Source organism: Pseudonocardia sp. CA-107938, from assembly GCF_050936315.1.
Taxonomy (GTDB): Bacteria; Actinomycetota; Actinomycetes; order Mycobacteriales; family Pseudonocardiaceae; genus Pseudonocardia.
On sequence record NZ_JBNJNA010000001.1, the window covers coordinates 5,687,641 to 5,706,862 of the forward strand.

A 19,222-nucleotide genomic window follows, 5' to 3' on the forward strand; every position below is an offset into this window, starting at 1 on the left:
TCGCTTCCGAAGATCCGCTGGCGACAGTTTGCCCTTGATCACCGTTCTACTCCTCGCGCAACCGGGCCGCGGCTGCCGCCAACAGGGGGTCGACCGCAACCCCCGCGGCCAGCTCGGCGAGCAGGTGACGGCGCATCCGCGGGTCCCAGAACTGCCGGATGTGCGTCGCGATCGCCGCCGCGGCCTCGTCGGCCGGGCGGTGGCGGAACTGGGCGGCGATGTCCCCGGCGAGCCGCATCTCCGGACTGATCGTGTCGCTCATTCGCCCGCCACCGGCACGGCTGCCCGCCCTTCCTCGGCCTCGCGGCGGGCCGTCACCAGTTCCACCTGCACCGCGGTCACCTTGTACTCCGGGCAGTTGGTGGCCCAGTCGGAGTGCTCGGTGGTCACCACGTTCGCCCCGGTGACGGGGTGGTGGAACGTCGTGTAGCAGACCCCGACGGGCATCCGGTCGGCGATCACCGCCCGCAGCGTGGTCTTCCCGACCCGGCTGGCCAGGCTCACGGTGTCGCCGTCGGAGATGCCGCGCACCTCGGCGTCGTGCGGGTGCAGCTCCAGCACGTCCTCCGGGTGCCAGGTGCTGTTGGCGGTGCGCCGGGTCTGCGCGCCCACGTTGTACTGCGACAGGATCCGCCCGGTCGTCAGGATCAGCGGGTACTTGCGCGTCGAGCGCTCCGGGGTGGCCACGTACTGCGTCTCGACGAAGCGGCCCTTGCCGCGCACGAACCCGTCGACGTGCATGATCGGCGTGCCCAGCGGCGCCTTCTCGTTGCACGGCCACTGGATGCTGCCGACCTCGTCGAGCTTCGCGAAGCTGACGCCCGCGAACGTCGGCGTGGTCAGCGCGATCTCGTCCATGATCTCCCGCGGATGCGTGTAGCTCATGGGGTAGCCCATGGCCTGCGCGATCTCGCAGACGATCTCCCACTCGTGCTTGCCGGTGCGCGGCGCCATCACCGGGCGCACCCGGTTGATCCGGCGCTCCGCGTTGGTGAACGTGCCGTCCTTCTCCAGGAACGACGTGCCCGGCAGCAGGACGTGCGCGAACTTCGCCGTCTCGTTGACGAACAGGTCCTGGACGACGACGAGGTCCATGGCGGCCAGCGCGCCCTGCACGTGCCGGGTGTTCGGGTCGGACTGCGCGATGTCCTCGCCCTGCACGTAGAGCGCGCGGAACGAGCCGTCGAGGGCGGCGTCGAACATGTTCGGGATGCGCAGCCCCGGCTCGTCCAGGATGGAGACGCCCCACAGCTCGTTGTAGATGTCGCGCACCGACTCGTCCGACACGTGCCGGTACCCCGGCAGCTCGTGCGGGAACGAGCCCATGTCGCACGAGCCCTGGACGTTGTTCTGCCCGCGCAGCGGGTTCACCCCGACGCCGCGGCGGCCGATGTTGCCCGTCGCCATGGCCAGGTTCGCCATGCCCATCACCATCGTGGAGCCCTGGCTGTGCTCGGTCACGCCGAGGCCGTAGTAGATCGCGGCGTTGCCGCCGGTCGCGTAGAGGCGGGCCGCCGCGCGGACGTCGGCCGCGGGGACGCCGGTCTCGGCCTCGACGGCCTCCGGCGAGTTCTCCGGCCGGGCGATGAACGCGGCCCACTCCGCGTAGCCCTCGCACCGCTCGGCTACGAACGCGGCGTCGGTCAGTCCCTCGGTCACGACGACGTGGGCCAGCGCGTTCACGATCGCCACGTTGGTGCCCGGGGCGAGCGGCAGGTGGTACTGCGCCTCGATGTGCGGCGACCGAACGATGTCGGTGCGCCGCGGGTCGATCACGATCAGCTTGGCGCCCTGCCGCAGCCGGCGCTTCATGCGCGAGGCGAACACCGGGTGCCCGTCGGTCGGGTTCGCCCCGATGATCATGATGACGTCGGCGTCGTCGACGGACTTGAAGTCCTGCGTGCCCGCTGACGTGCCGAACGTCTGCTTCAGCCCGTACCCGGTCGGCGAGTGGCAGACCCGCGCGCACGTGTCGACGTTGTTGTTGCCGAACGCCGCCCGCACCATCTTCTGGACGACGTAGACCTCCTCGTTGGTGCACCGCGACGAGGTGATGGCGCCGATCGACCCCGACCCGTGCTCGGCCTGGATCTCCAGCAGCCGGCGCGCGGTGAAGCCGATGGCCTCCTCCCAGGAGACCTCCCGCCACTCGTCGGCGATCGAGTCGCGCACCATCGGGGCGAGCACGCGGTCGGGGTGGGTCGCGTAGCCGAACGCGAAGCGGCCCTTCACGCAGCTGTGGCCCTCGTTGGCGCCGCCGTCCTTGTACGGCACCATCCGCACCAGCTCGTCGCCGCGCATCTCGGCCTTGAACGAGCAGCCCACGCCGCAGTACGCGCACGTCGTGATGACGCTGCGGGTCGGCATGCCCAGCTCGACGACCGACCTCTCCTGCAGCGTCGCCGTCGGGCACGCCTGCACGCAGGCACCGCAGGACACGCACTCCGACGACAGGAAGTCGACGCCGCCCGGCGAGACCTTCGAGTCGAACCCGCGGCCCTCGATCGTCAAGGCGAGGGTGCCCTGCACCTCGTCGCAGGCCCGCACGCAGCGCGAACAGACGATGCACTTGGATGCCTCGAAGTCGAAGTACGGGTTCGACGAGTCGGTGAGCAGGTCCATGTGGTTGGCCCCGGCGTCCACCCCGCTGCCGTAGCGGACCTCGCGCAACCCGGTCACGCCGGCCATGTCCTGCAGCTCGCAGTCGCCGTTGGCGGAGCAGGTGAGGCAGTCCAGCGGGTGGTCGGAGATGTAGAGCTCCATGACCCCGCGGCGCAGCTTCGCGACCCGCTCGGTCTGGGTGTGCACCACCATCCCGGGCGTGCACGGCGTGGTGCACGACGCGGGCGTGCCCTTCGCCCCGTCGATCTCGACGACGCAGAGCCGGCACGAGCCGAACGCTTCGAGGGAGTCGGTGGCGCACAGCTTGGGCACCTCGATGCCGGCGTGCTTGGCCGCCCGCATCACCGACGTGCCCGGTGGGACGCTGACGGCGACGCCGTCGATCGTCACGTCGACGGTGGCCTCGCCCGGACGCGCCGGCGTGCCGAAATCGGGTTCCTTCAGCAGGCTCATCGGTGGAAGTCCTCTCCGAAGTGCTGCACCGCGCTGCGCACCGGCATGGGGGTCAGCCCGCCCATGGCGCACAGCGAACCGTCGGTCATGAGCTCGCACAGGTCCTCCAGCAGGACCAGGTTCTTCTCCCGGTCCTGCCCGGCCCTGATGCGGTCGATCGTCTCCACGCCCCGCACGGCGCCGACGCGGCAGGGCGTGCACTTGCCGCACGACTCCTCCGCGCAGAACTCCATCGCGAAACGCGCCATGCCTGCCATGTCCACGGTCTCGTCGAACACGACGATGCCGCCGTGCCCGACCATGGCCCCCACCTGCGCGAACGCCTCGTAGTCCATCGGCAGGTCGAACTGCGACACCGGCAGGTAGGCACCCAGCGGGCCACCGACCTGCACCGCCCGCACCGGCCGGCCCGACGCCGCACCGCCGCCGAGGTCGTTCACCAGCTCGCCCAGGGTGATGCCGAACGCCGTCTCGACGATGCCGCCCCGGGCGACGTTGCCGCCGAGCTGGAACACGCTGGTGCCCCGCGAGCGCCCGACGCCGAGCTCGGCGTAGGCCTGCGGGCCCTTGGCGAGGATCCACGGCACCGCGGCCAGCGACAGCACGTTGTTGACGACCGTCGGGCGGCCGAACAGCCCCTGCAGCGCCGGGATCGGTGGCTTCGCCCGCACCTGCCCGCGCTTGCCCTCGAGGCTCTCCAGCATCGAGGTCTCCTCGCCGCAGATGTACGCGCCGGCCCCGACCCGGACGTGCAGGTCGAAGGAGAGGTCCGAACCGAGGACCCGCTCCCCCAGCCAGCCGCGGGCGCGGGCCAGCTCGATCGCGGCGCGGACGGTGGCGATCGCGTCCGGGTACTCGGAGCGGATGTAGATGTAGCCCTCGCTCGCCCCGACGGCGTGCGCCGCGATCGTCATGCCCTCGATCAGGGTGAACGGGTCGCCCTCCATCAGCATGCGGTCGGCGAACGTGCCCGAGTCGCCCTCGTCGGCGTTGCAGCAGACGAACTTGACGTCCGACTCCGCGCCCAGCACGGTCTTCCACTTGATGCCGGTGGGGAAGCCGGCGCCGCCGCGGCCGCGCAGGCCCGAGTCGGTCACCGCCGTGACGACGTCGGCGGGGTCGAGACCGAGCGCCGCCCGCAGCCCCGCGTTGCCGCCGTGCGCCTCGTGGTCGTCGGCGGACAGCGGGTCGACCACGCCCACGCGGGCGAAGGTGAGCCGCTGCTGGCGGCGCATCCACTCCAGCTCCTCGACTAGCCCCAGCCCCGGCGCCGTGCCCTCCAGGAGTCCGGCCGCGACCAGGCCGTCCACGTCCTCCGGCGCGACGGGCCCGTACCCGATCCGGCCGTCCGGGGTCTCGACCTCGACCAGCGGCTCCAGCCAGAGCATGCCGCGGGAACCGGTGCGCACGACCTGCGCGCCGGCCCGTTCCAGCAGCGCGGCGACCTCGTCGGCGCCGACCGACCGGGCCGCGGAGTCGCGAGGCACGAAGATGCGGGTCATCGGACCTCCCCCAGCAGTGCGTCGAACCGGGCCGGGGTGACGCGGCCGTAGAGGCGCTCGCCCACCGTGATCGCCGGGCCGAGCGCGCAGTTGCCCAGGCAGAACACCTCGTCGAGGGTCACCGCGCCGTCCGCCGTCGTGGCGCCGAGGCCGATGCCCAGCTCGGCCTGCGCGTGCGCGACCAGCTCGGCGGCCCCTCGGGCCTGGCAGGCCTCCGCGCGGCAGACGCGCACGGTGGTGCGCCCGGCCGGTTCGGAGCGGAAGTCCCGGTAGAAGGTGACGACGCCGTGCACCTCGGCGATCGAGAGGTTCAGCCCGTCGGCGATCACCGGGATCACGTCGCGGGGAACGCAACCCAGCTCCTCCCGCACGGCGTGCAGGATCGGCAGCAACGGCCCGCGCCCGGTGCCGTGCTCGGCCAGCGCCGCTCTGGCGCACTCCTCCGCCGCGGTGCGGGAGGGTGTGACGCTCGTCATTGAGACACTGTCGCAAGCCGCACATGCCCAGGTCAAAGCATGCGTGCCGATGGCTCGATAAGCAGGGCCTATGAAGGGTCGGCTACGTAGGCGTCCATCAGTGCGTCCAGCTCCGTGCGCATGTCGATCCGGCGCGCGACGTCGACGAGCGCGCGGGCCAGCATGGGCTCCGGCTCCCGCTCGGTGAGCACCAGCCCGACGCGGTGCACCCGCCGCGGCGCGGCCATCGGCACCACCCGCAGACCGTCCGGCACCCCGAACATGTGCAGCCACGCGTGCGCGATCACCGTCGACCAGCGCCGGGTGGCGACGTGCGCGTAGAGCACGGAGATGGTGTCCGCCTCCACCGACGGCACCACCGTCACGCCGGCCTCGGCGCAGTTCCGGTCGATGATGCGGCGGTTCTGCATGACGGGCGTGAGCAGGCACATCGGGAGGTCCACGAGCTCCGCCCAACCGATCTCCGTCCGGTCAGCGAACGGGCCGTCGGCCGAGGTGAGGAGCAGGTACCGCTCCCGGTACAGCGGCGTGGTGCGGACCGCGCCGAGCGGCTCCCCGTCGACGTAGGTGATGCCGACGTCGAGGTCGAACTCGGCGAGCCGGTGCACGATCTCCCGGCTCGACAGCGACTCCACGGCCACGGTGACCTGCGGGTGCCGATCGCAGAACGGTGCGGTGAGCAGCGAGGTCACGGTCAGCGCGGTCGGGATGGCGCCGATCCGCAGCGTGCCGGTGAGGCCGGCCCGCATGCTCGTGAGGTCGGCCTTGAGCGCGCCGGCGTCGGACACGATGCGCTGCGCCCAGGCGACCGCCCGTTCCCCTTCCGGGGTGAAGCCCTCGAAGCTGCGGCCGCGGCGCACGATCTGCACGCCCAGCTCGGCCTCCAGCCGCCGGATCGCCTCCGACAGCGCCGGCTGCGACACGTGGCAGGCGTCCGCGGCGCGGCCGAAGTGCCGTTCCCGCGCGAGAGCGGCGAGGTACTCCAGGCGGCGCAGCAACATCGTCGGATCCTATGATCCGACGATGGTCGTATCGGGGGGAACGACGGCGAGGCCGGGCGGTGCACGGGTCGCTGGTGGCCTGCTCGCCGCTGCGGCGGTGCTGACAGTGGTGGGCACGGCTGTGCCGATCTACTCGTTCGGTGGCGGGTCGGAAGACCTCGTCACGGTGACGGGATGGGGCCTCACCGTCACCCATGGTGTGGAGTCCGTCACCTACCCGTCTCCGGGCGGGGGCTTCTGGCTGGTCGTCGTCGCGCTCATCGCCGTGGTCGCCGCCGGCACCGTGCTCGCCGGTGCGCGCGGGTCCTCCTCGCGCAGCCGCCTGTTCGGCGTTCTCGGCGCCGGCATCCTCATTGCCGGGGCGCTCGGGCAGACCCTGCCCACCCTCGACGGCGTTGTCTCCGCCGGGTTCTTCTCCGACTACCGGATGGACGTCGGCTGGATCCTGCTGGTGGTGGCGGCGGTCAGCGGCCTCGCGGCCGCCATCGTCGTGATCGCCACCGCCCCGCGCGCGGCTGCGCCCGCCGTACCGGCGGCGCCCGGTCCGACCCAGCCGTCGGGTGCTCCGCAGCCTCCGCCCACTCGACCGTTCCCGGCGCAGCCCCCGGACGCATGACTGCCCGCGCGGCTCAGAGCGGCAGCACGCACGCAGGCTTCGCGACCGGCAGCGCGCCCACCTGCGCGGCCTGCCCGCTCCCCTGGTCCAGCCGCAGCGCGGTCACCTCGTCGGTGTGCTGGCAGGCCACGAGGACGTGCTCGCCGACCGCGGCGAAGTGGCGCGGGCACCGACCGCCGACCGGCGAGTCCGCGAGGTGGACGGGCCCGTCGGCGGTGAGCCGGAACGTCGAGAGAACGTCCGCCCCGCGCACGGCGATGACCAGCAGCTCCCCCACCACCGCGATGTGCGAGGGGTGGTTGCCCGCATCCGCCGGCGCAGCGGCCGCCGTCGCCGGGACGTGGGCGACCACCGCACCGTCCCGGACGACGACGAGGCCGTCGTCGAGCTCCGTGGCCACCGCGACCGCGCCGTCCGGCAGGACCGCGAGGTGCCGTGGCCCGCACCCGGCGGGCAGCTGGATCGGGTCCAGCTCGGCGCCGCCGGCGAAGCGGCGCAGCCGGTCGGTGCCGAGGTCGGCCACCCACAGCTCGTCACCGACGGCTGTGGTGCTGTGCGCGTGCGGGCCGGACTGCCGGTCGGCGTCGGGGCCCGACCCGGTCGTCGGGAACGCCCGGCCGGGGCCGGCGAACCCGCCGTCGCCGTCGAGCGGGATCGCCGTCGCGGTGCCGTCGCCGTAGTTCGCGACCCACAGGTCGTCTCCGCTGACCAGCAGGTGGCACGGATCCGAGCCGCCGGACGGGACCGTGGCGATCAGCTCGCCCGCCCGGTCGAACGCGGACACCGTCCCGAGCGCCACCTCGGCGACCGCGTACCGCACGCCGGAGCGCGGGTGGACGGCTAAGAAGGAGGGGGCGGCGGTGGTGATCGCTGCCCCGTCCTCCTGGAGCGTGCCGTCGAAACGGGCCTGGTGGATCGCGTCGGAGTAGGTGCCGAGCAGGATCTGCGTCACGCAGAGACCTTCGCACGGGCTCGACGCAGGCCCCCGACGGCGGCCACCAGCCCGACGCCGACCGCGGCGAGCAGGAACGGTCGGGCGACGAGCCCGACCGGCCACCCCGGCCCGGTGAACTCCAGGTCGGCGTCCGGGTACTCCATCGCCCGCGCGACCCATCGGGCCGTCGGCACGTCGACGTGCGCCGCGACGTCGTGCAGGACGGCGTCGAACGGATCGGTGCCCCGTGCCGGAACGAGTTCGGGTGCCGGCCCGCCGTTGATGCGAGGCACGACTCCGCCCGGCACGAGGAGCCGGTCCACGGCGGTGTCCGCGACCGTGCCGCGGGTCAGGAGCACCAGCCCGTGTCGCGATCGCACGACCTGGGCTACTTCCGCGCCGAGCGCGACCGTGCGGGTGGCCAGCACCTGCGCCCCGTAGGTGTCGAACACGGCGGCCAGCGCGCTCTCGCTCACCCCGTCGGTCAGCAGGACCCCGATCCGCGGAGGATCCCAGCGGAAGCCGGCGTTCAGCGCCACGATCGCGTCCGCCGGACTCCAGGTGTGCTGCTCCTGCACGACGGGTCTCGGCGTCCAGTGCAGCGCGACCGCAGCCCGCGCGGCCGCAGCGGGCCCGAGGAGCCGGTCGATCGCGTGCAGGGTGCCGTCGATGCCGGAGAGGACGCCGGCGGTGCTGATCAGGGCGCCGTCGTCGATCCAGCGCTGGCCGCGCTGCCAGTCGACCGCCGGGAAGGCCTGCTGCCAGGAGTCGATGCGGGTCCAGTGCGCGGTCGCCCTGTGCCCGTCGAGCAGGCCGGCGGAGGCGAGCACGCCGGCCCCGTTGCAGATGCTCACCACGAGGCTGCGGCCCCACTGCCGAGCCACCCACTCCTCCACCGGCCGCGACGTCGGGGTCGCCGCGTCCGGCACGGCCGGGACGACCACCAGGTCGGGTGCCGCTCCGCCGAGCCGCTGGTCGACGTCGGCGAAGGACAGGTCCGGCAGCACGTCGAGGCCGCCGGTGAGCGGCAGCGGGTGGCGGTCCGGCGCGGCCAGGTAGACGTTGAACGCCCCGGTGGCGGCCAGCGCCTCGTAGGCGCCGAGCGCGTCGGAGACGGCCGCGCCCTGGGTGCTGGCGACGACCACGGCGGTCCGCCGGGTCGGGTCGTGCGCCGGCGGCGCCGGCAGCGGCGATGGTGCCGGCGGCGGGGCGGTGTACGAGCCGGCGAACGCGGCGCGCGTGTCCACCACGGCGACGGTGGCCGGCAGGGCCAGCGCCGCCACCAGGACGAGGACGATCCGGCCGACGCGACCTACGAAACTCATCAGTGGTGTCCGTGCATGGGGCGCACCAGCATCAGCACGAACATCGCGACGAACATCAGGACGTGGCCCCACAGCACCACGAAGCCGGTGCCGGCGACGCCGAGCCAGTACGGCACCAGCACGGCCAGGAAGGCCACGTACATGACGGCCGACATCTCGGCGATCGCGCGCCACGAGTGGCGGCGCAGCAGCATCGGGACGGCCATGCCGATCGCCATGTTCGTGGCCATCACGGCGAGGTGGATCTCGAACACGTCGGCCGAGCCGGGCCAGACGAACCGCCAGACCGGGGCGAGCGCCATCATCCCGATCATCATCGCGACGGACATCTCGGCGTAGTGGAGGAGGAAGCGGGCGGCCGCCCTGGTGCGGGTGGGCTGGAGGGTTGCGGTGGTCATGGCGAAGAGGGTCGCCGCTCAGGCACCGTGCCCAGCAGTGCCGAAGGTCATGGCCGGGGTCATGACCCGCTACAGGAGGCCCAGTGCCCGGGCCCGCAGTGCCGCCTGGGTGCGGTCGCGGGCGTCCAGCTTGGTCAGCACGTTCGTGACGTGGTTCTTCACGGTGCCCTCGGCGAGGAACAGCTCGCCCGCGATCTCGCGGTTGCTGCGGCCCTGCGCGAGCAGCCGCACGACCGCCAGCTCCCGCTCCGACAGGGGCGTGACCAGCGGCTGCGGCTGCGGCGTCGCCGGGTCGTCGGGCAGGCTCGCGATCCGGGACACCACCTTCGCCGCAACCGACGGGTGCAGCACCGACTCGCCGCGCGCCGCCGCCTGCACGGCCTCCACCAGCCGCGCCGAGCTGACGTCCTTGAGGAGGTAGCCGACCGCGCCGGCGCGCAGGGCGGCGAACACGTCGGCGTCGTCGTCGAACGTCGTCAGGGCGAGCACACGGACGTCCGGTTGCTCGACGCGCAGCCGCCGGGTGGCCGCGATCCCGTCGAGGACGGGCATGCGCAGGTCCATCAACACGACGTCGGGGCGCAGCTCCGCCGCGCGGGTCAACGCCTCGGCACCGTCACCCGCCTCCCCCACCACCTGCACGCCGTCGGCGACGTCGAGCAGCATCGCCAGGGCCTCGCGGAACAGCGCCTGGTCGTCGACGAGCAGCACGCGCACCGTCATCCGGGCACCGCCACGCGCAGGGTGGTACCGGCGCCCGGCACGGACGTGCGCTCCAGCGACCCGCCCAGTGCCTCCGCCCGCTCGCGCAGGCCCACGAGCCCGAAGCCGGGCGTCCCGCCGTCGGCTCCGCGGCCGTCGTCGCGCACCTCGACGGCGACGGTGTCGGCGGCGGTGAAGTCCAGCCGCACGGCCACCGAGCCGGCGTCGGCGTGCTTGCGCACGTTCGTCAGTCCTTCCTGCACTGCCCGGTAGAGGGCCTCGGTGCGCTCGGAGTCCAGCTCGCGGGCGGTGCCGACCAGCTCCAGCTCGGTCGCCACCCCCGCGGCCGACGACTCGGCGACCAGCGCGGCGACGGCGTCCGGCAGCGCCGGCAGCGTCCGGGGTTCGCGCAGCGCCGCCACCGAGCGCCGCACCTCGGCGAGCGCCTCGCCGGCCTGCTGCTGCGCCTTCGCCAGCACGGCGTCGGCACGGGCGGGGTCGTCGGGGAGCACGGCGCGCGCGGCCTGGACCTGCATCTGCACGACCGTGAGGTGGTGGCCGAGCCCGTCGTGGATGTCGCGCGCGACCCGGTTGCGCTCGCGCGTGGTGGCCAGCTCCTCGGCCTGCTCGGCGTAGCCGCGCAGCTGCCGGTGGGCGTCGGCCAGCTCGGCGCGGGCCCGCTGCTCGCGCTCGAAGAACACCACGACCACGGCCGTGAACGCGCCCGCGATGAGGCTGCCCGCCCCGGCCCGCAGACCCTCCCCCATGTCCATGCCGAGGTGCACGAGCGGGGTGACCGCGACGAGCACGACGGCCGGCAGCACCCCCAGCAGGTGCACGGTCTGCGCGATCAGCACGCAGATCAGCAGCGTCGCGCCGGTGCCCGGCTCGGTGCCGAACGTGGCGTAGCCGATCAGCAGCTGCCACCCGACGAACGCGATCGCCCACGACCGCCGGCGCGATCCCGCGTACTCGTCGACCCAGCGGTAGCCGACGATCGCGACCGCCGTGTACAGCAACCCCACGCCGAGCGCGAGCACCGGGACGGGACCGGTCGTGGCCTCCAACCCGAACGTCAGGAACGCCGCGACCGTCAACGCGGCGAGTGCCCACCTCACGGCGTCAGGGTGGAGGGCGTCGTCCCGCAGGTCAACACGGCTCAGTCGAGCACGACCGTACGCAGGTCGAGGCGGTTGAGGACGCGGTCGGCGGCCTCCGGGTCCACGCCCGGCTCACGACGGGCGGCGAGCACCTCGGCCCGGGCCGCGGCGAGCGTCTCGGCCTGCACCCGGTTGAGCAGCTCCCGAGCGCGCTGGACGGCGGCGATCCGCTCGCGGTCCTCCTCGGTCTCCGGCTCGCCGCGCAGCACCGCGCCGAACCGGGCGAACCGGCTGTCCAGGACGTCGGCGAGCTCCGGGGGCGCCTCGGCCCGGAACTCCGCCAGTCTGCGGAACGCCGCGGCCTTGGCCCGCTGCGCGAGGTCCTTCTCGGCCTGCTCCTCGGCCTCGGCGTCGGACGCCAGCCCCAGCAGCCGGACGAGGAGCGGCAGCGTGAACCCGGGCACGAGCAGCGTCGACACGAGCACCGTGCACGCGATGAGCACGATCTCGACGCGAGCGGGAACCGTCGCGGGGATGGACAGCGCGAGCGCCAGCGTGGCGAGCCCGCGCATGCCGCACCACGTGAGGACGACCGCCTCCCGCGCGCTGCGCGGCGCGGCGGTGGCGTCCGGTCGGCGCGTCCGCACCGAGACGAGCGCGCCGGCCATCCACACCGCCCGCACCGCGAACGTCACCGCGACGACGACCAGCGCGTGTAGGAGCATCCGGCCGAGCTCGGCACCGGCGGCCACCACGACCCCGCGCAGCTGCAGCCCGATCAGCCCGAACGCGATGCCGGTGACGAGCAGCTCCACCACGCTCCAGAACGACCGCTGCACCAACCGGTCGGCCGACTCGTCGGGGCCGGCGGCGGCGCGCAGCTGCAGCGCCAGCACGACGACGGCGACGACCCCGGACGCGTGGACCTCCTCGGCCGCGACGTAGACGGCGAAGGGCAGCACGAGGGTCAGTGCGCTGCGCCCGACGGTGTCGGTGACCCGTGCCGTCAGCCACCGCGCGAGCCGGGCGACGACCACCCCGAGCGCCACGGCCGCGGCCGCGCCCAGCACGAACGACAGCACCAGCCCGTCCGCCGTCAGGTCCTGTCCCTGAACGGTCGCGAGGACGGCCGCCTGGAACACGACCAGCGCGGTCGCGTCGTTGAACAGCCCCTCCGCCTGCAGCACGGTGATCAGCCGGCGCGGGATCCGCACCGGCCCGGCGACGGCCTCGACGGCCACCGGGTCGGGCGGCGCGACCATCGCACCGAGCGCCACCGCGGCCGTGATCCCGATGCCCGGGACGAGCAGCCACGCCGCGCCCGCCACCGTCGCCGTCGTCGCCACGACGAGCGCCACGGCCAGGAGCAGGATGCTGCGCCACCGGGCCCGGAACACCGACCACGACGTCCGCTGGGCGGTCGCGTAGAGCAGCGGCGGCAGGAACAGCGGCAGGATCAGGTCGGGGTCGATGTCCACCCCGTCCGGCAGGCCTGGCACCAGCGCGACGGCGACGCCCAGCAGCACCATCAGCGCGGGCCACGGCAGGCGCAGCCGGTCGCCGATGCCCACCAGCAGCACCGCGCCGAGCATCAGCCCCACGACCAGGACCAGCACCTCCATGCCGCCATGATCGGGCCAGGTCGACGGCCGAGGTGTCGCGGGGCTACCGTCCGCGCGGGGGTGCGGGATGGCGGAGACTCGGGTGCGGTCCGCGGCGCGGCGCAAGCTGCCGGCCGTGGCGGACCTGTACGCACGGGCGTTCCAGGACGACCCGGCGTACGTGTGGCTGTTCCCCGACCCCGCGCAGCGTGCCCGCCGGCTGCCCGTCCTGTTCCGGGCGTTCGTGCAGCACCTGCATCGCGGCACCGGCGCGCTCGACGTCGCCGTGCGCGACGGCCGCCTGGTCGGCGCCGCGCTGTGGGACCGACCCGGCAGGACCGGACGGCGCCGCGCTGCCCCGACCGGGGTACCGGCGCATAACGCGTCTGTTGCGACGCCTCGTGTAGCCCTGCTGTTGGTGTAACTTCCGCCCGTTGATCACCGGCCGATCATCCGAGCTTGCCAGGGTCTCGCGGACGCCGGTGAGCGGCGGACGATCTTGAGGAGGTCAGCGCTTGTCGGTGTCCGCGGAACCATCCGACCGGACGTCGGTCGGGGAGCGAGCAGCTCCGCCCGTGCAGCCGGTGCGGCGCCGGTTCGGTCCGCGGGAGCGGCACGACTTCCTGGTGTTCCTCGCCCTCGCGGGCCCGAACATCCTGCTGATCGTCGCCTTCAGCTACCGGCCGGTCCTGCAGAACATCCAGTACTCGATGCTCAACTGGACGCTCGGCTCGGCCAGTGCCACGGCGGTCGGGCTGGGCAACTACGCCGAGTTCTTCAGCTCGCCGAACACACCTGACATCCTGCGCGTGACCGCGATCTTCTCGGTCGCGACGGTCGGCGGCTCGATGCTGCTGGGCCTGATCATCGCGTTGGCGCTGAACCGGCGCATCCGCGGTGTCGGCGTGGCCCGTGCGGCCGTGTTCGCGCCGTACGTGCTGTCCGGGGTCGGCGTCGGCCTGGTGTGGCTGTTCATCTTCGACCCGGCGATCGGCATCCTCGGGGTGATCCTGCGCGGGATCGGGCTCTCCGGCCCGGAGTGGTTCCGCGACCCGAACCTGACGCTGGTCATGGTGATCATCGTCTACGTCTGGAAGAACATGGGCTACGCGGCCGTGATCTACCTGGCCGGGCTGCAGTCGGTGCCCAAGGATCTGCTGGAGGCCGCGTCCCTCGACGGGGCGTCGAGCTTCCGCACGTTCCGCTCGGTCGTGTGGCCGCTGCTGTCGCCGACGACGTTCTTCCTGCTGATCACGAGCATCCTCAACTCGCTGCAGGCGTTCGACATCATCCAGATCATGACCCCGCTGGGGAACGGCACGACGACGCTGATCTACGAGGTGTACCTGCAGGCGTTCGGCCAGTACAACCGCGCCGGCTACTCCGCGACGGTCGCGATCGTCCTGTTCGCGCTGCTCGTGCTCCTCACCCTGGTGCAACTGCGGTACGTGGAGAGGCGGGTGCACTACTCATGACGGTCGTCACCGAGCGGCCGGCGCAGCCGGCCCATCCGCTCGCCCCGCGCAACCTGTGGGCCGCAGCGGCCAGCTCGTACGTCGCGATCGCCGTCGTCGTGCTGCTCGTGGCGCTGCCGCTGCTGTGGATGGTGGTGTCGTCGTTCAAGTCGCCGGCCGAGCTGGTCACGACGACGCCGACGCTCCTGCCGGAGTCGCTCGCGCCCACCAACTACGTCGAGGCGGCCAAGCGGATCCCGCTGGCCCGGATCTTCTTCAACTCGGTGTTCGTCACCGCGGTCGGCGCCGGCATCAAGGTGCTGCTCGCGATCATGACCGCGTACGCGCTGGTGTACGTGCGGTTCCCGTTCAAGAACGTGATCTTCGCGGGGATCCTCGTGACGCTGATGGTGCCGCCCCAGGTCTCGATGCTGCCCAACTTCGCGCTGATCAGCCAGCTGGGCGGGGTCAACACGTACTGGGGCATCATCCTGCCCGGCCTGGGCACCGGGTTCGGCACGTTCCTGCTGCGCCAGCAGTTCCTGTCGATCCCGAAGTCGCTCACCGAAGCCGCCGAGATCGACGGCGCCGGGCACTGGCGGCGGCTCTGGCGGATCGTGGTGCCCGTCTCGGCACCGACCATCGCGACGGTCGCGCTCGTCAGCATCGTCTTCGAGTGGAACGACTACCTCTGGCCGCTGATCCTCATCACCGACCCGACCATGATGACCCTGCCGGTCGGGCTCAACACCCTGCGCAACAGCGAGTCCAGCGCGCTCGGGTATCCCCTGCTCATGGCGGGCTCGGTCGCCATCATCGTGCCCGTGCTCATCGTGTTCGTCGCACTCCAGCGCTACATCATCGCCGGGCTCACCCAGGGCGCGGTCAAGGATTAGATGGGAATGGCAATGACCGGTTCGATCCGCCTCCCCGACCTCGACCGTCGGGGCTTCCTGCGCCTCACGGGCGCGGCCGGTGCGGCCGCCGCCCTCGCCGCCTGCGGCGGCCCGACCGTCAACGCCCCCGGCAGCGGTCCGGCCGCTGTCGAACAGGTCGACTTCACGGGCGTGACGCCGGCGAAGACGATCACGTTCTGGAGCAACAACCCCGGCAGCTCGGGCGCGGTGACGCAGCAGATCATCGACGCGTACCAGGCGGCCAACCCGGGCACCAAGGTCAACCTCGTCAACGCCGGCGCCAACTACGAGGAGATCGCGCAGAAGTTCCAGACCGCGCAGACCGGCGGGCAGGTCCCCGACCTGGTCGTCCTGTCGGACGTCTGGTGGTTCCGCTACTTCATGCAGCGCTCGATCATCCCGCTGGACGGCGCGATCAAGGCCGCCGGGATCGAGCTGTCGGACTACCGGCAGACGCTGGTGAAGGACTACCAGTACGCCGGCGCCCAGTGGGCCGTGCCGTGGGCGCGCTCCACCCCGCTCTTCTACTACAACAAGAGCCACTGGGCCGCTGCCGGGCTGCCCGACCGGGCGCCGACCACGTGGCAGGAGTTCAGCGAGTGGGCGCCCAAGCTCAAGGCCGCAGGTCTGGGCACGCAGAACGCCTTCCAGCTGCCGGCGCTGGCCGACTACGCGGGCTGGACGTTCCAGAACAACCTGTGGGGTGAGGGCGGCGGCTGGAGCAAGGACTTCACCGTCACCTGCGACTCCCCCGAGTCGGTGACCGCGCTCGAGTTCATCAAGAAGTCGGCCGCCCCCGGCGGCTGGGCCGGTGTCTCGGCGAAGGACCAGGCCAACGACCTGGCTGCCGGCGCCGTCTCCGCCACCGTCAGCTCGACGGGTTCGCTCGCCGGCGTGCTCAAGACCTCCGCCGGCAAGTTCGAGGTGGGCGTCGGCTTCCTGCCGGGCGGTTCCAAGGTCGACAAGCCGGTCTGCCCGACCGGCGGTGCCGGCCTGGGCATCCCGAAGAACATCCCCAAGGAGAACCAGCTCGCCGCCGCGAACTTCATCAAGTTCCTCACCTCGCCGGAGAACTGCGTCCTGTTCTCCGAGGCGACGGGCTACCTGCCGATCCGCACGTCGGCGAAGATCGACGAGCTCATCGCCAAGAGGCCGCAGTCGAAGGTCGCCATCGATCAGCTCGCGGTCACCCGGCCGCAGGACAACGCGCGCGTGTTCTTCCCCGGCGCCGACGGGGAGATGGCCAAGGCCGCGGCGAAGATCCTCAACGAGCAGGCCGACGTGGCCGCCACCATGGCGACGCTGAAGACCACGCTCACCGGCATCTACGAGCAGCAGGTCAAGCCGAACCTCTGATCTCGATCCGGCGACAGGGCCACTCCTCCGGGAGTGGCCCTGTCGGCGTTTGACCTCAAGCCGACTTCAGCTCCTACCGTCGCGGTCATGCGCTCCAGCACGCCCATCGGCATCTCCCTCGGACCCGTCTCCGACGGCACCCACCTCCGCCAGGCCCCCGTCCTCGACGAGCTGGGGTTCAGCTCGCTCTGGATCGCGGGCGGGCAGCTCGACCGGCTCGACCACGTCGACGACCTGCTGCGCGCGACCTCGTCGGCCCGGATCGGGACGGGTGTCGTCCCGCTGGGTCGCTACTCCGCCGCCGACGTCGTGGCGCTGGCCGCCCGGGTGGGCACGGACCGGTTCGTCGCCGGGCTGGGCGGCCCCCAGTCCGCGCGTCCGGTGACGGACCTGCTGCCGCACCTGGACGCGCTCGACGCCGGCGGCTTCGGGCCCGAGCAGCGGCTCCTCGCGGCGTTGGGGCCGCGGAAGCTCGAACTGGCTCGCGACCGGGCGGCGGGAGCGCTGACGCTGCTCACGACGCCCGCGCACACCGCGGAGGCCCGCAGCGTGCTCGGGCCGGACCGCCGGCTGGTCGTCCACCAGTTCGTCGTCGACGACGGCGATGCCGTCCGGGCGCGGGCGACGGCGCGTCCGACCGTCGGATTCCTCGTCGGGGTCGGCGGGTACCGGGCCAGCCTGCGCCGGGAGGGCATGTCCGACGTCGACATCGACACTGTGTCCGACCGGCTGCTCGACGCCGTGGTCGCCCACGGGAGCCGCGCCGCGGTGGCGGAACGGATCGCCGCACACGCAGCGGCGGGAGCCGACGAGGTCGTGCTCTCCGTGCTGGCCGGAGAAGGCGAGCCGGATCTGCTCGCAACCGCTCGTCGCTGGATGGCGGCCGAAGAGCTCGAAATGATCTGAAGGCGCTGGTCAGCACTCTTCCGGCGATCTACCACTCGGCGCAGAGGATACGGCCAGATGCCTCGATTTGCGTCATCAGTCCTGTGCGGAGAGTAAAGTCCACCCGGTCGGTGGATGAGGAGCACGGGTGATGGGTCGCGGTGGGCTGGTCGTCCGGCTGATCGGACGCATGTGCTCTGCGATGTGGGGATTCACTCCCGACGTCATCCCCGAGATCGTCGTCGCCATGGGTGCCTGGCGGGCCATCGGCTGGTTCATGGCCAACTTCCCGCGCTACCTCGTCACCCTGTACGTGCTGGGTCCGATCCGCACCCACCTCGCCTGCCTCGCGATCTCGCTGGTCAACGGCTGCACCTACTGCGCGTACGGGCGCGCCCACGCCCTCGAGCTGATCTACCTGCGCGACCGCGGGCGGTTGCTGCCCGTCGACGCCTACACGCTCTCGTCATGGCACGACGTGCCGCTGCGCGAGCTGTCGGCCCGCCTGCGCGGCATGCTCGAGGAGGCCGGCCTGCACGCCGAGGTGATCTGGGTGGAGCGCACGATCGCGTTCAGCACCGGCGACGCCGACCCGATCAACCCGAGCGAGGCCCGTCTCGCGCACCTGTGCCGCATGCTGGGCACGATGAACCGCATCGCGATCGCCGCCGGCGTGCAGCCCGACCAGGCGCACGACATGATCAACAAGGACGTCGCGCTCAAGGCGAGGTTGGCGGAGCTGCAGTCCGCCGGCGGCTGAGCCCGTCAGGGTGAGACCGCGATGAACAGGAACGACGCGAAGATCATCAGGTGGATCACGCCCTGCAGGACGATCGCCGTTCCCCGCACGACGGTGAGCGCGCCGACCAGGCCGGTCAGGGCGAGCAGCACCACGTCGGTGCCCGACAGCCCGAGCATGAGCGGGCCACCGAACCAGATCGACGCCACGGCGATCGCCGGGATCGTCAGCCCGATGCTCGCCAGCGCCGAGCCGTAGGCGAGGTTGAAGCTGGTCTGCAGCCGGTCCCGGGTGGCCGCCCGCGCTGCGGCGAGCGTCTCCGGGAGCAGCACGAGCAGCGCGATCGCGACACCGACCACCGCGACCGGGGCACCGATGGCGGCCACCCCGGCCTCGATCGTCGGCGAGATCGTCTTGGCCAGCCCGACCACCGCGACGAGCGACACGACGAGCAGCAGCAGGCTGATCAGCGCGGCGCGGTCGGTCGGCGAGTCGACGTGACCGTCGTCGTTGACGTCGTCGGGCGAGTGGGGGCCGTCGTCCCCGCTGACCTCCGCCGGGAGGAAGTAGTCGCGGTGCCGCACGGTCTGCACGAACACGTAGACGCCGTAGAGCACCACAGACACGACCGCCGCGAACGCGAGCTGGGGTCCGGAGAACGTCGGCCCTGCCGACGTGGTGGTGAACGTGGGCAGCACCAGGCACAGCACGGACAGCGTCAGCACCGCGGCGAGCGCGCCGCTGGAGCCCTCGGCGTGGAACGACACGACGTGGTGGCGCACGGCCCCGATCAGCAGGCACAGCCCGACGATGCCGTTGCACGTGATCATGACGGCGGCGAACACGGTGTCCCTCGCCAGCGACGCCGTCTCGGGGCCGCCAGAGGCCGTGATGGAGAGGATCAGCCCGACCTCGATCACGGTGACCGCGACGGCCAGGATCAGCGACCCGAACGGCTCCCCCACCCGATGGGCCACGACCTCGGCGTGGTGCACCGCGACGAGGACGGCCGCGATCAGCGCGACCGCGACCAGCACCACCGCCCACGCCGCCAGGTCGCGGCCGTAGACGAACGCCAGCAGCACGATCGCGACGACCGGGATGCCGACGGTGCGCGGAGAGATCGGTGCGTGCACGCGCT

The 19,222-nt window shown here is 72.4% G+C and carries 19 protein-coding genes; 7 read left to right on the plus strand and 12 right to left on the minus strand.

Annotated features, from left to right (window positions below; translation table 11 throughout):
* Positions 1–46: 46 nt before the first annotated feature.
* From ACQEVB_RS28115 to ACQEVB_RS28135, 5 genes are all read right to left on the minus strand, one after another.
* Positions 47–262, minus strand: a complete 216-nt coding sequence (locus ACQEVB_RS28115) for a formate dehydrogenase subunit delta (RefSeq protein ID WP_432977426.1) — start codon at positions 260–262, stop codon at positions 47–49.
* Positions 259–3,075 (minus strand): formate dehydrogenase subunit alpha, encoded by a 2,817-nt coding sequence (gene fdhF / locus ACQEVB_RS28120; protein WP_432977429.1) that lies wholly within the window; start codon positions 3,073–3,075, stop codon positions 259–261. Before fdhF ends, ACQEVB_RS28115 begins: the two co-directional genes overlap by 4 nt.
* Positions 3,072–4,577 carry a formate dehydrogenase beta subunit gene (locus tag ACQEVB_RS28125; protein ID WP_432977432.1) on the minus strand — a complete coding sequence of 502 codons (1,506 nt, stop codon included), beginning with the start codon at positions 4,575–4,577 and terminating at the stop codon, positions 3,072–3,074. The genes fdhF and ACQEVB_RS28125 overlap by 4 nt, the downstream gene beginning before the upstream one ends.
* On the minus strand, positions 4,574–5,053 hold the full coding sequence (locus tag ACQEVB_RS28130; protein ID WP_432977435.1) for a formate dehydrogenase subunit gamma: 480 nt from the start codon (positions 5,051–5,053) through the stop codon (positions 4,574–4,576). The genes ACQEVB_RS28125 and ACQEVB_RS28130 overlap by 4 nt, the downstream gene beginning before the upstream one ends.
* 68 nt (positions 5,054–5,121) lie before the next feature.
* Positions 5,122–6,054: a LysR family transcriptional regulator gene (locus ACQEVB_RS28135; RefSeq protein WP_432977438.1), complete on the minus strand. Its 933-nt coding sequence runs from the start codon at positions 6,052–6,054 to the stop codon at positions 5,122–5,124.
* Between the two features lie 22 nt (positions 6,055–6,076).
* Between ACQEVB_RS28135 and ACQEVB_RS28140 the strand changes: the two genes are divergently transcribed.
* Positions 6,077–6,670, plus strand: a complete 594-nt coding sequence (locus ACQEVB_RS28140; protein WP_432977441.1) for a hypothetical protein — start codon at positions 6,077–6,079, stop codon at positions 6,668–6,670.
* A gap of 13 nt (positions 6,671–6,683) precedes the next feature.
* On the opposite strand, the gene ACQEVB_RS28145 is transcribed toward ACQEVB_RS28140, so the two are convergent.
* The 6 genes from ACQEVB_RS28145 to ACQEVB_RS28170 all read right to left on the minus strand — a co-directional run bounded on the left by ACQEVB_RS28145 (position 6,684) and on the right by ACQEVB_RS28170 (position 12,751).
* Positions 6,684–7,622, minus strand: coding sequence for a lactonase family protein (locus ACQEVB_RS28145; RefSeq protein ID WP_432977444.1), 939 nt, complete (start codon positions 7,620–7,622; stop codon positions 6,684–6,686).
* A complete protein-coding gene (locus tag ACQEVB_RS28150) occupies positions 7,619–8,929 on the minus strand; it encodes a DJ-1/PfpI family protein (RefSeq protein WP_432977447.1) in 1,311 nt (436 codons plus the stop codon). The genes ACQEVB_RS28145 and ACQEVB_RS28150 overlap by 4 nt, the downstream gene beginning before the upstream one ends.
* Complete coding sequence (locus tag ACQEVB_RS28155) at positions 8,929–9,327, minus strand: hypothetical protein (protein ID WP_432977450.1); 399 nt, start codon at positions 9,325–9,327, stop codon at positions 8,929–8,931. The genes ACQEVB_RS28150 and ACQEVB_RS28155 overlap by 1 nt, the downstream gene beginning before the upstream one ends.
* 69 nt (positions 9,328–9,396) lie before the next feature.
* Entirely contained in the window at positions 9,397–10,050 is a 654-nt protein-coding gene (locus tag ACQEVB_RS28160; RefSeq protein WP_432977453.1) for a response regulator, read from the minus strand.
* Entirely contained in the window at positions 10,047–11,147 is a 1,101-nt protein-coding gene (locus ACQEVB_RS28165) for a sensor histidine kinase (protein WP_432977456.1), read from the minus strand. Before ACQEVB_RS28165 ends, ACQEVB_RS28160 begins: the two co-directional genes overlap by 4 nt.
* Before the next feature lie 41 nt (positions 11,148–11,188).
* Positions 11,189–12,751: a cation:proton antiporter gene (locus tag ACQEVB_RS28170; protein WP_432977459.1), complete on the minus strand. Its 1,563-nt coding sequence runs from the start codon at positions 12,749–12,751 to the stop codon at positions 11,189–11,191.
* Positions 12,752–12,818: 67 nt separating this feature from the next.
* On the opposite strand from ACQEVB_RS28170, the gene ACQEVB_RS28175 reads away from it, so the two are divergent.
* From ACQEVB_RS28175 to ACQEVB_RS28200, 6 genes are all read left to right on the plus strand, one after another.
* Positions 12,819–13,154, plus strand: a complete 336-nt coding sequence (locus ACQEVB_RS28175; RefSeq protein WP_432977462.1) for a hypothetical protein — start codon at positions 12,819–12,821, stop codon at positions 13,152–13,154.
* 97 nt (positions 13,155–13,251) lie between these two features.
* Positions 13,252–14,205, plus strand: coding sequence for a carbohydrate ABC transporter permease (locus tag ACQEVB_RS28180; RefSeq protein ID WP_432977465.1), 954 nt, complete (start codon positions 13,252–13,254; stop codon positions 14,203–14,205).
* Positions 14,202–15,080, plus strand: coding sequence for a carbohydrate ABC transporter permease (locus ACQEVB_RS28185; protein ID WP_432977468.1), 879 nt, complete (start codon positions 14,202–14,204; stop codon positions 15,078–15,080). Before ACQEVB_RS28180 ends, ACQEVB_RS28185 begins: the two co-directional genes overlap by 4 nt.
* Before the next feature lie 12 nt (positions 15,081–15,092).
* Entirely contained in the window at positions 15,093–16,457 is a 1,365-nt protein-coding gene (locus ACQEVB_RS28190) for an ABC transporter substrate-binding protein (RefSeq protein WP_432977471.1), read from the plus strand.
* A gap of 87 nt (positions 16,458–16,544) precedes the next feature.
* A complete protein-coding gene (locus tag ACQEVB_RS28195; RefSeq protein WP_432977474.1) occupies positions 16,545–17,363 on the plus strand; it encodes a TIGR03620 family F420-dependent LLM class oxidoreductase in 819 nt (272 codons plus the stop codon).
* A 127-nt stretch (positions 17,364–17,490) separates the two neighbouring features.
* Positions 17,491–18,102, plus strand: coding sequence for a hypothetical protein (locus ACQEVB_RS28200; protein WP_432977477.1), 612 nt, complete (start codon positions 17,491–17,493; stop codon positions 18,100–18,102).
* A gap of 5 nt (positions 18,103–18,107) precedes the next feature.
* Here the strand turns inward: ACQEVB_RS28200 and ACQEVB_RS28205 are convergent, their stop codons facing one another.
* The gene (locus ACQEVB_RS28205) at positions 18,108–19,217 is read right to left on the minus strand and encodes a calcium:proton antiporter (protein WP_432977480.1); all 1,110 of its coding nucleotides are present in this window, start codon (positions 19,215–19,217) and stop codon (positions 18,108–18,110) included.
* Between the last annotated feature and the right edge of the window lie 5 nt (positions 19,218–19,222).

Bases quoted from the DNA above. Each gene is read 5' to 3' on its own strand.
- ACQEVB_RS28125 (WP_432977432.1), bottom strand. From the start codon at position 4,577: ATGACCCGCATCTTCGTGCCTCGCGACTCCGCGGCCCGGTCGGTCGGC.
- ACQEVB_RS28115 (WP_432977426.1), bottom strand. From the start codon at position 262: ATGAGCGACACGATCAGTCCGGAGATGCGGCTCGCCGGGGACATCGCC.
- ACQEVB_RS28140 (WP_432977441.1), top strand. From the start codon at position 6,077: ATGGTCGTATCGGGGGGAACGACGGCGAGGCCGGGCGGTGCACGGGTC.
- fdhF (WP_432977429.1), bottom strand. From the start codon at position 3,075: ATGAGCCTGCTGAAGGAACCCGATTTCGGCACGCCGGCGCGTCCGGGC.
- ACQEVB_RS28160 (WP_432977453.1), bottom strand. From the start codon at position 10,050: ATGACGGTGCGCGTGCTGCTCGTCGACGACCAGGCGCTGTTCCGCGAG.
- ACQEVB_RS28175 (WP_432977462.1), top strand. From the start codon at position 12,819: ATGGCGGAGACTCGGGTGCGGTCCGCGGCGCGGCGCAAGCTGCCGGCC.
- ACQEVB_RS28185 (WP_432977468.1), top strand. From the start codon at position 14,202: ATGACGGTCGTCACCGAGCGGCCGGCGCAGCCGGCCCATCCGCTCGCC.
- ACQEVB_RS28155 (WP_432977450.1), bottom strand. From the start codon at position 9,327: ATGACCACCGCAACCCTCCAGCCCACCCGCACCAGGGCGGCCGCCCGC.
- ACQEVB_RS28195 (WP_432977474.1), top strand. From the start codon at position 16,545: ATGCGCTCCAGCACGCCCATCGGCATCTCCCTCGGACCCGTCTCCGAC.
- ACQEVB_RS28130 (WP_432977435.1), bottom strand. From the start codon at position 5,053: ATGACGAGCGTCACACCCTCCCGCACCGCGGCGGAGGAGTGCGCCAGA.
- ACQEVB_RS28150 (WP_432977447.1), bottom strand. From the start codon at position 8,929: ATGAGTTTCGTAGGTCGCGTCGGCCGGATCGTCCTCGTCCTGGTGGCG.
- ACQEVB_RS28190 (WP_432977471.1), top strand. From the start codon at position 15,093: ATGACCGGTTCGATCCGCCTCCCCGACCTCGACCGTCGGGGCTTCCTG.
- ACQEVB_RS28170 (WP_432977459.1), bottom strand. From the start codon at position 12,751: ATGGAGGTGCTGGTCCTGGTCGTGGGGCTGATGCTCGGCGCGGTGCTG.
- ACQEVB_RS28135 (WP_432977438.1), bottom strand. From the start codon at position 6,054: ATGTTGCTGCGCCGCCTGGAGTACCTCGCCGCTCTCGCGCGGGAACGG.